Annotated in this window: 17 protein-coding genes; 9 read left to right on the forward strand and 8 right to left on the reverse strand. The window is 58.7% G+C overall.

Annotation, left to right across the window (positions count from 1 at the left end; genetic code table 11):
• Nucleotides 1–73 precede the first annotated feature (73 nt).
• The 3 genes from GFN93_RS15670 to GFN93_RS15680 all read left to right on the forward strand — a co-directional run bounded on the left by GFN93_RS15670 (nt 74) and on the right by GFN93_RS15680 (nt 2,655).
• Nucleotides 74–481: a globin family protein gene (locus GFN93_RS15670; RefSeq protein ID WP_153502250.1), complete on the forward strand. Its 408-nt coding sequence runs from the start codon at nt 74–76 to the stop codon at nt 479–481.
• Between the two features lie 179 nt (nt 482–660).
• Nucleotides 661–1,248, forward strand: a complete 588-nt coding sequence (locus GFN93_RS15675) for an ANTAR domain-containing response regulator (protein ID WP_035229821.1) — start codon at nt 661–663, stop codon at nt 1,246–1,248.
• Nucleotides 1,249–1,488: 240 nt separating this feature from the next.
• Nucleotides 1,489–2,655: a CmpA/NrtA family ABC transporter substrate-binding protein gene (locus GFN93_RS15680; protein WP_153502251.1), complete on the forward strand. Its 1,167-nt coding sequence runs from the start codon at nt 1,489–1,491 to the stop codon at nt 2,653–2,655.
• A 328-nt stretch (nt 2,656–2,983) separates the two neighbouring features.
• Here GFN93_RS15680 and metE read toward each other — a convergent pair whose 3' ends face one another.
• On the reverse strand, nt 2,984–5,275 hold the full coding sequence (gene metE, locus GFN93_RS15685; protein WP_153502252.1) for a 5-methyltetrahydropteroyltriglutamate--homocysteine S-methyltransferase: 2,292 nt from the start codon (nt 5,273–5,275) through the stop codon (nt 2,984–2,986).
• A 274-nt stretch (nt 5,276–5,549) separates the two neighbouring features.
• Between metE and GFN93_RS15690 the strand changes: the two genes are divergently transcribed.
• Nucleotides 5,550–6,473: a LysR family transcriptional regulator gene (locus GFN93_RS15690; protein WP_153502253.1), complete on the forward strand. Its 924-nt coding sequence runs from the start codon at nt 5,550–5,552 to the stop codon at nt 6,471–6,473.
• A gap of 301 nt (nt 6,474–6,774) precedes the next feature.
• Here GFN93_RS15690 and GFN93_RS15695 read toward each other — a convergent pair whose 3' ends face one another.
• The 7 genes from GFN93_RS15695 to GFN93_RS15720 form a co-directional block, all read right to left on the reverse strand.
• Nucleotides 6,775–7,089, reverse strand: coding sequence for a DMT family transporter (locus GFN93_RS15695; protein ID WP_153502254.1), 315 nt, complete (start codon nt 7,087–7,089; stop codon nt 6,775–6,777).
• Between the two features lie 119 nt (nt 7,090–7,208).
• Nucleotides 7,209–7,751 (reverse strand): carboxypeptidase-like regulatory domain-containing protein, encoded by a 543-nt coding sequence (locus GFN93_RS15700; protein WP_153502255.1) that lies wholly within the window; start codon nt 7,749–7,751, stop codon nt 7,209–7,211.
• The gene (locus tag GFN93_RS17240) at nt 7,717–7,902 is read right to left on the reverse strand and encodes a hypothetical protein (protein WP_208993768.1); all 186 of its coding nucleotides are present in this window, start codon (nt 7,900–7,902) and stop codon (nt 7,717–7,719) included. The genes GFN93_RS15700 and GFN93_RS17240 overlap by 35 nt, the downstream gene beginning before the upstream one ends.
• 4 nt (nt 7,903–7,906) lie before the next feature.
• Nucleotides 7,907–8,506 (reverse strand): hypothetical protein, encoded by a 600-nt coding sequence (locus GFN93_RS15705; RefSeq protein WP_153502256.1) that lies wholly within the window; start codon nt 8,504–8,506, stop codon nt 7,907–7,909.
• A gap of 34 nt (nt 8,507–8,540) precedes the next feature.
• Entirely contained in the window at nt 8,541–9,005 is a 465-nt protein-coding gene (locus GFN93_RS15710) for a CYTH domain-containing protein (RefSeq protein WP_153502257.1), read from the reverse strand.
• Nucleotides 8,989–9,399: a DUF4279 domain-containing protein gene (locus tag GFN93_RS15715; protein ID WP_153502258.1), complete on the reverse strand. Its 411-nt coding sequence runs from the start codon at nt 9,397–9,399 to the stop codon at nt 8,989–8,991. The genes GFN93_RS15710 and GFN93_RS15715 overlap by 17 nt, the downstream gene beginning before the upstream one ends.
• Complete coding sequence (locus GFN93_RS15720; RefSeq protein WP_153502259.1) at nt 9,396–9,944, reverse strand: lipocalin family protein; 549 nt, start codon at nt 9,942–9,944, stop codon at nt 9,396–9,398. Before GFN93_RS15720 ends, GFN93_RS15715 begins: the two co-directional genes overlap by 4 nt.
• A 139-nt stretch (nt 9,945–10,083) precedes the next feature.
• Here GFN93_RS15720 and ccmA point away from each other — a divergent pair, with 139 nt between their 5' ends.
• The 5 genes from ccmA to ccmE are packed head-to-tail and all read left to right on the forward strand — an operon-like array spanning nt 10,084 to nt 12,755.
• Nucleotides 10,084–10,701, forward strand: coding sequence for a cytochrome c biogenesis heme-transporting ATPase CcmA (gene ccmA, locus GFN93_RS15725; protein WP_153502260.1), 618 nt, complete (start codon nt 10,084–10,086; stop codon nt 10,699–10,701).
• Nucleotides 10,698–11,366: a heme exporter protein CcmB gene (gene ccmB / locus GFN93_RS15730; protein ID WP_153502261.1), complete on the forward strand. Its 669-nt coding sequence runs from the start codon at nt 10,698–10,700 to the stop codon at nt 11,364–11,366. The genes ccmA and ccmB overlap by 4 nt, the downstream gene beginning before the upstream one ends.
• Entirely contained in the window at nt 11,367–12,125 is a 759-nt protein-coding gene (gene ccmC, locus GFN93_RS15735; RefSeq protein ID WP_153502262.1) for a heme ABC transporter permease CcmC, read from the forward strand.
• A 1-nt stretch (nt 12,126) separates the two neighbouring features.
• Nucleotides 12,127–12,306 carry a heme exporter protein CcmD gene (gene ccmD, locus GFN93_RS15740; protein WP_153502263.1) on the forward strand — a complete coding sequence of 60 codons (180 nt, stop codon included), beginning with the start codon at nt 12,127–12,129 and terminating at the stop codon, nt 12,304–12,306.
• Nucleotides 12,303–12,755, forward strand: coding sequence for a cytochrome c maturation protein CcmE (gene ccmE, locus GFN93_RS15745; protein WP_153502264.1), 453 nt, complete (start codon nt 12,303–12,305; stop codon nt 12,753–12,755). The genes ccmD and ccmE overlap by 4 nt, the downstream gene beginning before the upstream one ends.
• The last annotated feature ends 214 nt before the right edge of the window (nt 12,756–12,969 follow it).

A 12,969-nucleotide genomic window follows, 5' to 3' on the forward strand; every position in this document is an offset into this window, starting at 1 on the left:
GGTCAGGCGCAGCCCTTCACTGGTTTTTGGGTTCGCAAAGAGCCTAATCTTTTTTCTAACAGGAGAAACACCAATGACTCCGGAACAGATTGCACTGGTACAAGACAGCTGGGGGAAAGTGGAAGGCATATCCGATCAGGCCGCCGCACTGTTTTATGATCGCCTGTTCACCACTGACCCGGCCCTCAAGCCCCTTTTCAAAGGCAACATGGAAGAGCAGGGCAAGAAGCTGATGACCATGATCGGGGTGGCGGTGAAGGGGCTGGACAAGCTCGACACCATTGTCCCGGCAGTCCAGAAGCTGGGCGCGCGCCACAAGGACTATGGGGTCAAGCCGGCGGATTACGACACGGTGGCACAGGCCTTGCTCTGGACTCTGGGCCAGGGGTTGGGGGATGCCTTTGATGGTGACACCGAGGCTGCCTGGACCGCCGCCTACACCATACTGGCCACGACCATGATTGATGCGGCGGAATACTGAGCGGCATCCTTGTTGGGTCGTTTTTGGTACCGGGGAGCGCACCAATGGGGTGCGTTTTCTGGGTGCTTTATTGGTGAAAAATAAAACACACACTAAAACAAAGGGTTAGAACTGGCATGACTGGCACAACCGTTGCAAATCATTTGGATAACTCTTGTTGTCCGGATGCCCCAGACGCTATGGCTCTGAAAATCATGTTGGTGGATGACCAACCACCGCGCGCCGCGATTCTCGAACGGGCCCTCATTGATGAGGGGCACGAGATTCTGTGTCGCCTGACCAGCGCCGCTGGCCTGGCTGAGAAGGTGCGCAGCAGCAACCCGGATGTGGTCATTGTGGATATGGATGCGCCAGACCGGGACACGTTGGAAAGCATGGCGCTGGTGCAGCGGGATATCCCGCGCCCGATGGTCATGTTCTGCAACCAGGATGATGAAGACCTGGTGGTGGCGGCCTTGCGTGCGGGTGTCAGTGCCTATGTGGCCGGTGAAACCGATTTGACCCGGGTGCGTGGCGTGATGCGTGTGGCTACGGCCCGGTTCCGCGAATATCAGGCCCTGCGCGAGGAGCTGGAACAGACCCGCGAAGCGTTGGCTGAACGAAAGATTATCGAGCGGGCGAAAGGGTTGCTGATGCAACGTCGCCGGCTGAATGAGCAGGATGCCTACAGCACCTTGCGACGCCAGGCCATGAACACCGGCCAGCCCCTGATACAGGTGGCGCGTTCGGTGCTGGATTATGCCGAGATGCTGAAGGCGCAGGGGTAGCATTTATTGTGGGAGCGATGGTTCCATCGCGATTCTTGTTCAGTCCAATCGTGGTCGAACGACCACTCCCACGAAAACAGGAGAAAACATGCGACGAGTGATGCCATTGAAAAAGTCCCGCAGCCTGGTGGATGTATCGACCAAACCTGTCAGTCGGGAAAGGCGTCCTGTCGAGATGAATGAGCCTTTGCGGCGCCCGGCATCCAGCGTCCGGCGTCCGGCTCTTGCGGAGCAAGAATAATGAAAGTGCGTATCGGCTATATGCCGCTGACGGACAGTCTTCCTCTGGCAGTTGCCCAGGAAGCCGGGTATTTCGCCGCCGAAGGGCTGGATGTGGAGTTGCAGCCAGAGTGGAGCTGGGCCAGCCTGCGTGATCGCCTGCTGGTGGGCCAGCTGGATGCCGCGCCCATGTTGGCGCCGATGCTGATGTCCACCTCCCTTGGGTTGGGCTGCATCAAAAAGCCGTTGGCCACCGCTTTCTCAATGGGACTGAACGGTAACGGTATTACTGTTTCACCGATGTTGTTCCAGGGGCTGTGCGCACTCTCTGAAGGGCCCACTGCCAATGACATGGCCAATGCCATGAACAAGCTGGTGGCCGCCCGGGCAAGCAGCGGTGAAGATCCGCTGGTACTGGCGGTGGTGTTTCCATTCTCCTGCCATGCCTATCAGCTACGCCACTGGCTCAGCGTGGCTGGGTTGGATCCGGATCATGATGTGAAGCTGGTGGTGCTGCCGCCTTCACAAATGGTGGACCATTTGCGCATGGGCCACATCGATGGCTTCTGTGTGGGTGAACCCTGGAATAGCCTCGCTGCGCTCACGGGTGCAGGCCACTGCATCCTGTCCGGTTATCAGATCTGGGAGAATGCGCCGGAGAAAGTGCTGGCCGTATCCCGCGACTGGGTAGCGCGCAATCCGGAAACGCATCGCGCGTTGTTGCGAGCGCTGTACAAGGCTGCGTGTTACGCGGATGAAAATCTGGTCGACAGTCTCTCCCTGCTGGCGCACCCGGCCTGGCTGGATGTACCGGAAGAAATTATCCGCGCGCCGTTTAGTCAACGGTTACCCGGTGGGTTAACCGGCCAGCCGTTCCCGGCGCATCACTTTCATGTGTTTGCCGGTTTCCATGCCAACTTCCCCTGGCGTTCCGATGCGCGCTTCCTGCTCGAAGAGATGCAGCGCTGGCGTCAGTGCAATCTGGAAGAAAAGCAAACTTTCGCAGCCCAGTGTTACCGTACGGACCTGTTCCGCGATGCACTGGCGGATCTCACCAGCCTGCCGTTGATGGACAGCAAGCCTGACGAACGTCATGCAGGGCACTGGCAATTGCCGGGGGAACCCAAGCCGGTGGAACTGGGGCCGGACCGATTGCTGAAGGTGATTGAAGATCCGGCTGAAAGTTGAGGTGATGAGAAGCGAGTTTCGAGTTTCGAGTTGCGAAAACCTGGCCAGGTTGCCGCATGACCACAGACGCTGAAATTCAAGCTCTCAAAATCAACCCGGCTCGTCAGTACAGAAGGCGCATCTGAAGCGTTCTGTGGGAGTGTGCTTGCACGCGAAGGTCGGGGAGTCTGTTTCTCAGATCTGTTCGCTTTTGCCTTTCGAAACTCGTCCCTCGCCACTCGCTACGGATCTTTGTGGGAGCGGTGGTTCCACCGCGAAATACCGGACACAGAGCCACAAAGGTAATGCTTTTCCCGGTGAACTCTGTGCCCTCTATGGTAAAAGTCTTTTATCCCGCCGCCCGTAACCGCTTGGCGGCTTCCACCATGTTGGCCAGAGCGCCACGGGTCTCTTCCCACTTGCGGGTTTTCAGGCCGCAGTCCGGGTTGACCCAGAGTCGCTCGCGGGGCAACTGCTCGGCGGCTTTTTCCATCAGCGTCACCATCCAGTCCACGCCTGGTTCATTGGGCGAATGGATGTCGTAAACGCCGGGGCCAATGTCATTGGGGTAGCGAAAATCCCGAAATGCATTGAGCAGTTCCATGTTGGAGCGGGATGTCTCAATGGTGATCACATCCGCATCCAGCGCGGCAATGGCCTCAATGATGTCGTTGAACTCTGCGTAGCACATATGGGTGTGGATCTGGGTGTCATCGGCCACCCCTACGGTGCTGAGCCGGAAGCAGTCTACCGCCCAATCCAGATAGGCCTTCCATTCGCCCTGTTTCAGGGGCAGTCCTTCGCGCAAGGCGGGTTCATCAATCTGGATCACCTTGATGCCAGCGTTTTCCAGATCCTGTACTTCGTCGCGCAGGGCCAGTGCAATTTGCCGACAGGTTTGTGCGCGGGGCTGATCATCGCGTACAAAGGACCACTGCAGAATGGTCACCGGGCCGGTGAGCATGCCTTTTACCGGTTTGTCGGTGAGTGACTGGGCATAGCGAGCCCATTCCACGGTCATGGGTTGTGGGCGTTGTACATCACCAAAGATGATCGGCGGTTTGACGCAGCGCGAGCCATAGCTCTGTACCCAGCCGAAGCGGGTAAAGGCGAAGCCGTCCAGCAGTTCGCCGAAGTATTCCACCATGTCGTTTCGCTCGGCTTCACCGTGCACCAGCACATCCAGCTCGACCTCTTCCTGATAGCGAATGCACTGTGCGATTTCGTCCTGCATTTGACGGGTGTAGGCAGCATCATTCAGCTTGCCGGCTTTCCAGTCCCGCCGTGCAGTGCGAATTTCCCGGGTTTGCGGGAAGGAGCCAATGGTGGTGGTGGGGAAGGCCGGCAGCTTGAGTGCATTCTGCTGCTGGGCAATACGCTCGGCGAAAGGGCTGTGGCGATCACGGGAAATCGTTGCCGCGTCGGCGAGGCGCTGGCTGACTTCAGGATGGTGAATCCGGCTGGAGCTCCGCCGCGCTTGCAGCGCTTCTCGCTGTGATTGCAGAGCCGCATTGACGCTGCTGTCGCCATCCAGTGCGCGTCCAAGCCAGCTCAGCTCGTTGAGTTTTTGCTTGGCAAAACTGAGCCAGCTTTTCAGTTCGTCATCAAGGCTGTCTTCCTGATCCAGATCGACTGGGCTGTGCAGCAGGGAGCAGGAGGGCGCCAGCCACAGCTGTTCACCCAGTGCGTTGCGCAGTGGCACCAGGGCATCAAGCACGGCATCCAGATCAGTGCGCCAGATGTTACGGCCATCGATGACGCCGAGAGAAAGCACCTTGCCGCCCAGCCGGGGTATCACCTGGCCGAGGTCATCGTTACCCCGCACGCGATCAAGGTGGATTCCGTTCACCGGCAACTCAAGTGTGGTGAACAGATTGTTCTGCAGCGCGCCGAAGTAGGTGGCCAGTAACAGTTTGCAGTCACTGGCGGCTGCCAGTTGGTCATAGACCCTCAGGTAGGCCCGCAGCCAGCTGTCCGGCAGGTCCAGCACCAGGATCGGCTCGTCAATCTGGACCCACTCAACGCCTTGTGAGGCCAGTCGGTGCAGGATCTGACGGTAGACGGGAATCAGGTTATCGAGCAGCGCCAGCTTGGCGTTGTCATCCGCCCCGGTAAAGCTGTCACCTTTACTCAGGTACAAGTAGGTGAGCGGACCGGGGATGACGGGCTTGGGGTTGTGGCCATGGCTGCTGGCTTCGTCCACTTGCTCGAACAGGCTGTCGCGGGCAATGCGAAAGGTCTGGTCGGCAGTCAGCTCGGGTACGATGTAGTGATAGTTGGTATCAAACCACTTGGTCATTTCGCAGGCGGCGGCGGGGGTGCCGCTGGGCGCACGGCCACGGGCCATGCGGAACAGGGTGTCCAGGCTGACGGGTTGATCATCTTCCTGGACAAATCGGCCAGGCACCACCCCGAGCAGGCAGCTGAATTCAAGAATCTGGTCATACCAGGCGAAGTCGCCCACCGGGACCAGGTTCAAGCCGGCTTCCGCCTGCAGGGCCCAGTGACGCTGGCGCAGGCTTTTGCCCACATGCTCCAGCTCCGTCAGTTGAAGATCGCCGGCCCAGTAGGCTTCTTGTGCCTGTTTCAGTTCGCGACGGGCGCCGATACGGGGGAAACCCAGGTTGTGCAGGGTGGTCATGGCTGTTCCTTGGCAATGGCAGGCAACCAGTCAGTGCTGGTGCCTGAGGGTGTTTGTGATCGGTGCCTATTGTGTCGCGACTCAAAGTTGAGGCAAAATCAAGTAACTAATCTTAACTATTAGATTCTCTCAACTTGTGGCGGAATGACGTTTTCCCTGTAGCAGAGCCAAATTGTTGGCCGAACCCGAGCTCCGCTGCGCTACGTTCTTGCAGCCGCTTCGCGGGAATACTGTCATTGCGACAGCCTCCGCAACATTAACCCGGAGATTCTTCATGCTCGAATTACGACACCTCGCCACGCTGCGTGCCATTGATGAGGCCGGCTCGCTGGTAGAGGCGGCGGAGCGTCTGCATGTCACCCAGTCTGCTCTTTCGCATCAGCTGAAAGATCTGGAGCATCGGCTTGGGGTGGAGCTGCTGGTCCGGCGTACAAGGCCGGTGCGCTTCACCACGGCCGGGCAGCGCCTGTTGGCGCTGGGGCAGGAGGTGTTGCCGAAGGTGGTGCAGGCGGAACGCGAGTTGAAAAGACTGGCAGAAGGGCAAACGGGGCGGCTGCATATCGCCATCGACTGCCACTCCTGTTTCCAGTGGTTGATGCCGGCCCTGGATGCCTTTCGCGAGCACTGGCCCGAAGTGGAGCTGGATCTGTCTGCGGCGTTCAGCTTTGCGCCGTTACCTGCGTTATTGCGTGGGGATCTGGATATGGTGATCACCTCGGACCCGGTGGAGAACGAAGCGGTAAAGTTCCTGCCACTGTTTCGCTATGAGCTGGTGCTGGCGGTGTCCGGGCGCTCACCTTTGGCGGCACGAAAATGGATAGAACCGGAAGACCTGGCGGAGCAGACGTTGATTACCTATCCGGTAGAACGTGAACGCCTGGATGTTTTCAATGTGTTTCTGGACCCCGCCCGGGTGGCACCCGCAGCGATCCGCACCGCAGAACTGACCCCCATGACTGCACAGCTGGTGGCGGCGGGCCGTGGTGTCGCAGCCTTGCCGAATTGGGCGCTGACCGAATACACCGAGCATGACCTGTTGAAAACGGTGCGGCTGGGAGAGAAGGGGGTTTGGCGAACCCTGTACGCGGCGGTACGAATGGAAGATGAGGAGCTACCCTACATCCAGGAATTCCAGGACACCGCTCAGGCCCTGTGCTTCAAGACGTTGAGCGGAGTGAAGGCGGTTAAAGGCAGTTAATAGTTAATAATTAATAATTAATAGTTAATAGTGAAAAGCGAAGAGCCTCGCTACCGCGCCGTAGGAACCGGAGTGCAACGGAGGTAACAGCCGCAGGCTGGCCCGTAGGGTGAGCGGAGCGAATAACCTGCCTGCAGGCGATCGCTGAGTGTTGAGTGGCGAGGGAAAAATTCGAAAAACAAAGACAAAACTGCGGGGCCTTGTGGGAAATTCAGCTTGCTGAATCTCCCACAGGTTGAAAGCCATTGTAGGGCGGAAATCGACGAAGGCCGATCTCCGCCAGCCCAGCAGGGGAGTGCTTTCAGGAAAAGATCTTAACCCCGACGATGCCCGCGACGATCATCAGCAGGCAGGCGAGTTTGCCTGCGGACACGGTGTCCTGAAAGAAAACGATGCCCAGCAGTACCGTGCCGAAGGCGCCGATACCACTCCACACTGCGTAGGCGGTGCCGGCTGGAGGTTCACGCATGGCCTGCGACAGCAACCAGAAGCTGGCGGCAGCGGTGATCAGGGTGAAAAAGGTGATGAGAGGGCGGGTAAAACCTTCGCTGGCTTTCAATCCCAGCGCCCAGCCAATTTCCAGCAAGCCCGCGAAGAAGATGTAGACCCAGGCCATGACAGCACTCCTGCATGGGGTCGTCCCCGCATTGGTGCCTTGGTCGGGGTCGTCCCCGGGCAGAATGGTGATGTTGCCCGCCTAAGATAGAGCCTGCAGTCGGAATTTCAAGTGGTGAGCTAGCGGTACCACAACTCGTATAGCTGGTCGCGAGCAGCGGCATCTGCACATTCTTCAATGAGGAAGGCTGGGGGCCGGGTGTGGGTTTTGGCCAGCTGTTGTCCCTGCCGTTTCAGGTAGCCAAAGAAGGCACAGTTCTCCGGGGCAGCATCGAGGCTGTCACGGGGATAGAGCGGTACCTCCGGTTGGCTGAGCGTGCGGGAAAGCGGGGGTATAAAGGAGGTTGTCTCGGCGATGGCATCAGCGTAATCGGGGTGAGTGACAAGCCATACCTGACGGTCCAGCGCACTGGCAGCCATCAGCAAATGAAAGCCCACATGGGTTTGCTCCTCGATAACGAAGCGGCCCTGGGCATCGCTGGTGGCAGTCAGCTCGGGATTCTCCCGATTGGTGATGGTGGCACCGGCCACCGGTTGCTGGGTGTCGCCATCCCTGACGATGCCTTCCACCGGTTGGACATCCCACTGTTTTTTGATGGTCGGCAGGCAGCCGCTCAGCACCAGCAGGCTAGTGATCAGAACGGGGAGTTTCAGATTCATCATCGGGGGCGATCCAGTAGTGTTGTTTGTGGCCTGAGGCTTCGAAGGTCTGGCGAGCCTCATCGGCGCTTTCCCGATCCGGGTAGCGCGCGACTCTGGCGACCACACCATTGTCATCCTGCCGCCAGAGTGTGAAGCCGCCGGAGAATTTCACGGCGTCAAAAGGGAATGCTGTCCGGCGCGAGCATGACTGCAAAGCCGAAAATGATCAGGAGCCACAGTGCGGCGCCCATCAGCATCCATATCCAGTTGAGCGCCGTCATTTCACTGTTGCTGTCGCCTTTGGGATCCCCCTGGGAGAGATTGGCGGCCTGCTGAATGTTGGCGATGACGGCACAGATAAAGGGCAGCAGGATCAGGGAAATAAAGTCCATGATACCAACGGTTTCCGAGCGTGCCGAGAGGCGGTCGGAGATGCTCGAAATGACATTCAAAATGATATAGATGGCAGCCAGCTGAGGGACCATGAGGTGGTCTTTACTGTTATCTTCACCCAGCTCTTCGTTGATGTGTTTGAGCAAGGAGTGAATGAAGAAAATGCTGAAGATGCCCCGCAGCACGGGAATCACATTCGCCCCGCGGTGCTCCTTGAGTAGCTTCCAGTGCCGGTAATTCCAATAGACGCCATACAGTCCCAGCGTCAGCATGAAAAGCAGTGCGAATTTTTTTGTCGAGACCACGTAGAGCGCGGCCTGTTGTTTGTCGAGCTCGGGAGCAATCGTTTCCGTTGATGGCGCCTGATATAGATTACTGTCCATGTAATTTCCCCAAGATGGTTTAATCGTTATTTTTTTACCAGTCTTTGAACGGCTGGGCGCTTAGCGCGCTATTGTAATAGCGGACCTGGCCGGTGACTTCCTCCCCCAACCAGACGGGGTGTTCGAAAACGGCATCTTCGCTGGGTAACTCAATTTCTGCCACGACAAGGCCGTCGTTGTCTCCGTGAAATACATCAATTTCCCAGCATAGCTCGCCTTGCGGAAGTCGGTAGCGAGTCTTGTCGATGACGCCTTGACCGCAGAGCGTGTCGAGCATGGTGCGTGCGTCGTCCACCGGGATGGCGTACTCGAATTCGCTGCGGGTGGCGCCCTCAGTCTTGCCCTTGATGGTCAGCCAGGCGCTGTCGCCGGCGATGCGCACCCGCACGGTGGCGTTCTTGTCGTGGCTCAGGTAGCCCTGTGTCAGACGCTCGCCCGCCAGGGTATCGATGATGCCGGTGTCGCGAACAAGAAACTTGCGTTCAATTTCCAGAGCCATGGTCCAGTCCCAGTTGGTCAAAGCTGATCTCGAAACCCAGCGCCTGAAAGCCGTCGAGAATCTCGGAGGGCAGGTAAAAGGTCGGGTCATCCATAAAGAAATAGTGTGATACACCAATCCCGTAGCGGTAGTCATCGGGCAGGCTGTCCAGCTGCGCGGCGATGCGATTCAGCTTGAGCAGCAACTTTTCGAAATGATCGCTGTGGCTTGCCGTTTCATCCAGCTGGCTGGACAGAATCCAGCGATTCTCACGCCGCCGAGCCTCCGGCACGGTGATGCTGAAGCTTTCTCCTTCACGCCAGTAGTCGTCAGCGCTTTGTCCCATCAGCACATCCAGTTGGGCGGGATCGTGATCAAAACCAAAGATGGCAAAGTAAACGTGATGCTCGCTCATGGCTGGGACGGTCGTAAATCGCGATTGCGTTCCAGCTGGTTTACCGGAAAGCCCTTGTTCTTGGCCAGCTGTACCAGCGCCTGGTACTGATCATCAGGCAGTTGAGGCTGGCGCGCCAGGATCCACAGGTACTCGCGACTGGGTTCACCAATGACCACGGTCTGGTAATCCTTGTCCAGGGCGATAATCCAGTAGTTGCCTTCGGTGATGGTGGGGATCAGTCGTGATACCCAGTTATCAAAGCGCACTTTGAGTTTGGCGTTACCGGAATCCGGCATTACCCGCGCCGTGCCGACGGCCTCGCTGGTGTCCTCGCCTTGACGCTGGCAGCGGTTCACCACTTTTACCGTGCCATCGTCATTGAGGCTGTAGGTGGCGCTGGAGTCGTAGCAGCCCCGCTGGAACCATTGCGGCAATCGGGCGATCTCATACCAGGTGCCCGCATACTGCTCCAGGTTGACTTGCTCGACGGTAGCGAGCGGCTTTTCCTCGCCGCAGCCACTGATCAGCATCAGGGTGAGCAGGGGAAGCAAAAGACGTTTCATAACGGCTCCAGAGCATCAGGAAGGGTACAGGCTAGCGCAGTCGGGACGGTAATCAAGCCTGTCGGGAATTCGATGCGCTGGATCAAGCCCGGGGGCGGAGGCCGTGCTATACTTCGGCGCTGTTTCCGGGAGCCCGATTTTGTCCGATACCACCCTCCGACTGACACTCGAACAATTGCAATGCGAGCGTGATGACCGCGTGCTGTTTCGTGATGTCTCCCTGACCGCCCGGGCCGGCGAAATCTGGCAGATTACCGGCGCCAATGGTGCGGGCAAAACCACCCTGTTGCGGATCCTGGTGGGGTTGCACGGTTTCTATGAAGGGCAGTGTCAGTGGTGGAACGACAACTGGCGCAGTGAGCTGCTGTATCTGGGCCATCAGCCCGGCGTACGTGAAGAACTCACGCCATTGGAGAATCTGCGATTTACCTGTGCGCTGGGCGCCCAGTCAGGGGACCCCATGGCGGCACTGGCCGCAGTGGGCTTGCGTGGCTTCGAGGATGTGCCCGCGGCACATCTGTCCGCCGGGCAGAAGCGCCGGGTGGCTCTGGCCCGTCTGTGGCTGGAGCGCAAGAGCGTGTGGGTGCTTGACGAGCCTTACACCGCCATTGATCAGGATGGTGTGGCCCAGCTGGATGAGCAGATTCAGCAGGCTGCGGATGCCGGTTCGCTGGTGCTTTATACCTCTCACCATCAGGTGGGAGACGGTGTCAGGAGACTCCATCTGGCCAAGGGCCGGGCTGAGGTGCTGGCATGACGGCTTTTCGTGCGGCGCTTTCTCGCGAACTACTGGTACTGTGGCGCAGCCCGGCGGAGATCATCAATCCGCTTTTCTTCTTCGTGATGGTGATCAGCCTGTTTCCGCTGGCCATCTCGCCGAAGCCGGAAACCCTGGCGCTGATCGCGCCCGGAGTCCTGTGGGTGGCGGCCCTGCTGGCGGTCATGCTGTCACTGGATGGCTTGTTCCGCCGGGATCAGGAAAGCGGCGTGCTGGAGCAGTTGCTGACTTCGCCGGTGATGACGGTGGTGCCGGTCACTGCCAAGTTGCTGGCCCACTGGTTGCTCACTGGCTTGCCCCTGGTGCTGGTGTCGCCGGTACTGGCACACATGCTGCAACTGCCAGACAGGGTGCTGGGCGTGGTGATGCTCAGCCTGTTGCTGGGTACCCCGGCACTGACGGTGATTGGTGCCATTGGTTCGGCGCTCACGGTGGGATTGAACCGGGGTGGCATATTATTGGCGGTGCTGGTGTTGCCGCTGTACATCCCGGTGCTGATTTTTGGCGCCGGGGTGATTCGTACTGCCGTGGAAGGTGGCCCGGTATCGGGTGTGCTGGCCATCCTCGGCGCGCTGTTGGCGCTCACCGCCAGCCTTGGCCCTCTGGCTGTGGCGGCGGGTCTGAAAATCAGCTCAGGAAATTAAATGGTCTGGCAAACGCTCAAGCGCTGGTATCACATGCTGGGATCCCCGCGCTACTTTCACACGTTCAGTTCCCGGGTGCTGCCGTGGCTCACGCCCATTGCCCTTTTAACGCTGGTCACCGGACTGGTCTGGGGGCTGGCATTTGCCCCCAGTGATTACCAGCAGGGCAACAGCTACCGGATTATCTTTATCCACGTACCGGCCTCCAGTGGTGCGCTGATGGGTTACATGGCCCTGGGTGTTTCGGGGCTGGTGGCGGTGGTGTGGCGCATGAAGATGGCGGAGGTGATGCTCAAGGCGATCGCCCCGTTCGGTGCCGCGCTGGCGGCGATCTCCCTGATTACCGGTTCCCTGTGGGGCAAACCGACCTGGGGCACCTATTGGCAGTGGGATGCGCGGATGACCTCCATGCTGATCCTGTTGTTCATGTACGTGGGGGTGATTGCCCTGCAGAATGTGATCCGTGAACCGCGTCAGGCGGCTCGTGCGGCGGGGCTGCTGGCCATCGTCGGGGTGATCAATGTGGTGATCGTCAAGTACTCGGTGGAGTGGGTGCAAACCCTGCATCAGGGGTCCACCCTGAAACTGTTCGGCGAATCCACCATCAACCCGGCCATGAAGTACCCGCTGCTGATCAGTATGCTGGGCATGTGGTTGCTGTATGCCGTGAATGTGCTGATCCGTGCCCGCAGCGAAGTGGAGTGGCGTGAACGCCGCAGCAAGTGGGTGCAAACCCTGATTCGTGAAGGAGACAAGTGAGATGGCATTTGAATCCTTCGCTGACTTTATTGCCATGGGCAAGCATGGTTTTTTTGTCTGGACCGCCTACGGAATCAGTGCGGTTCTGGTGACTGCCAGCATGGTGCAGGCACTGCGTGGACAGGGAAAGGTACGAGAAACCCTTGCGCGACAACAGCGCAGAGCTGAGGTAGATGAATGAATTCCGTACGCAAGCAACGTTTGATTCTGGTGCTGGCGGTCCTGGCAGGGCTGGCCATTGCCGTGGGCCTGATGTTTTATGCCCTGCGCCAGAACATCAACCTGTTCTACACCCCACAGCAGGTGGTTGCCGGAGAGGCGCCGCTGGATACCCAGATGCGAGTGGGTGGCCTGGTGGTCGATGGCTCGGTGCAGCGCAATGAAGAGACCCTGGATGTGACCTTTGACATCACTGATGGCAAGGGCAGCTTCACGGTTCACTACCAGGGCATCCTGCCGGACCTGTTCCGCGAAGGGCAGGGCATCGTGGCTAACGGTACCCTGATCAGTACTTCTCGTTTTGAAGCGGAAGAAGTGCTGGCCAAGCACGATGAAACCTATATGCCGCCGGAAGTGCAGGACGCACTGGAGAAGGCGGGGCATCCGGGGGCGCAAAAAAGCAGTGAATAGTTAACAGTGAATAGTGAACAGCGCGCGGTCGGGCTCTGTCTCGACTGCAACGCAAGAGGCCGCGTCCAAAGCCTGGGCGCGGCCTCTTGCGTTTGGGAACTGACACCCTCTATCGCGCGCTGTTCACTATTCACTGTTAACTGTTAACTTTCCCTTGCGTGCCCCCTCCCACAAGCCCTAAATTCGCCACTATCGGCGCCCGTTTCGCGGTGCC

The sequence above is a fragment of the Alcanivorax sediminis genome (genome assembly GCF_009601165.1).
GTDB lineage: Bacteria > Pseudomonadota > Gammaproteobacteria > Pseudomonadales > Alcanivoracaceae > Alcanivorax > Alcanivorax sediminis.

Coding starts and splice junctions, on each gene's coding strand:
- GFN93_RS15670 (WP_153502250.1), top strand. CDS start 74: ATGACTCCGGAACAGATTGCACTGGTACAAGACAGCTGGGGGAAAGTG.
- GFN93_RS15675 (WP_035229821.1), top strand. CDS start 661: ATGGCTCTGAAAATCATGTTGGTGGATGACCAACCACCGCGCGCCGCG.
- GFN93_RS15680 (WP_153502251.1), top strand. CDS start 1,489: ATGAAAGTGCGTATCGGCTATATGCCGCTGACGGACAGTCTTCCTCTG.
- metE (WP_153502252.1), bottom strand. CDS start 5,275: ATGACCACCCTGCACAACCTGGGTTTCCCCCGTATCGGCGCCCGTCGC.
- GFN93_RS15690 (WP_153502253.1), top strand. CDS start 5,550: ATGCTCGAATTACGACACCTCGCCACGCTGCGTGCCATTGATGAGGCC.
- GFN93_RS15695 (WP_153502254.1), bottom strand. CDS start 7,089: ATGGCCTGGGTCTACATCTTCTTCGCGGGCTTGCTGGAAATTGGCTGG.
- GFN93_RS15700 (WP_153502255.1), bottom strand. CDS start 7,751: ATGATGAATCTGAAACTCCCCGTTCTGATCACTAGCCTGCTGGTGCTG.
- GFN93_RS15705 (WP_153502256.1), bottom strand. CDS start 8,506: ATGGACAGTAATCTATATCAGGCGCCATCAACGGAAACGATTGCTCCC.
- GFN93_RS15710 (WP_153502257.1), bottom strand. CDS start 9,005: ATGGCTCTGGAAATTGAACGCAAGTTTCTTGTTCGCGACACCGGCATC.
- GFN93_RS15715 (WP_153502258.1), bottom strand. CDS start 9,399: ATGAGCGAGCATCACGTTTACTTTGCCATCTTTGGTTTTGATCACGAT.
- GFN93_RS15720 (WP_153502259.1), bottom strand. CDS start 9,944: ATGAAACGTCTTTTGCTTCCCCTGCTCACCCTGATGCTGATCAGTGGC.
- ccmB (WP_153502261.1), top strand. CDS start 10,698: ATGACGGCTTTTCGTGCGGCGCTTTCTCGCGAACTACTGGTACTGTGG.
- ccmC (WP_153502262.1), top strand. CDS start 11,367: ATGGTCTGGCAAACGCTCAAGCGCTGGTATCACATGCTGGGATCCCCG.
- ccmD (WP_153502263.1), top strand. CDS start 12,127: ATGGCATTTGAATCCTTCGCTGACTTTATTGCCATGGGCAAGCATGGT.
- ccmE (WP_153502264.1), top strand. CDS start 12,303: ATGAATTCCGTACGCAAGCAACGTTTGATTCTGGTGCTGGCGGTCCTG.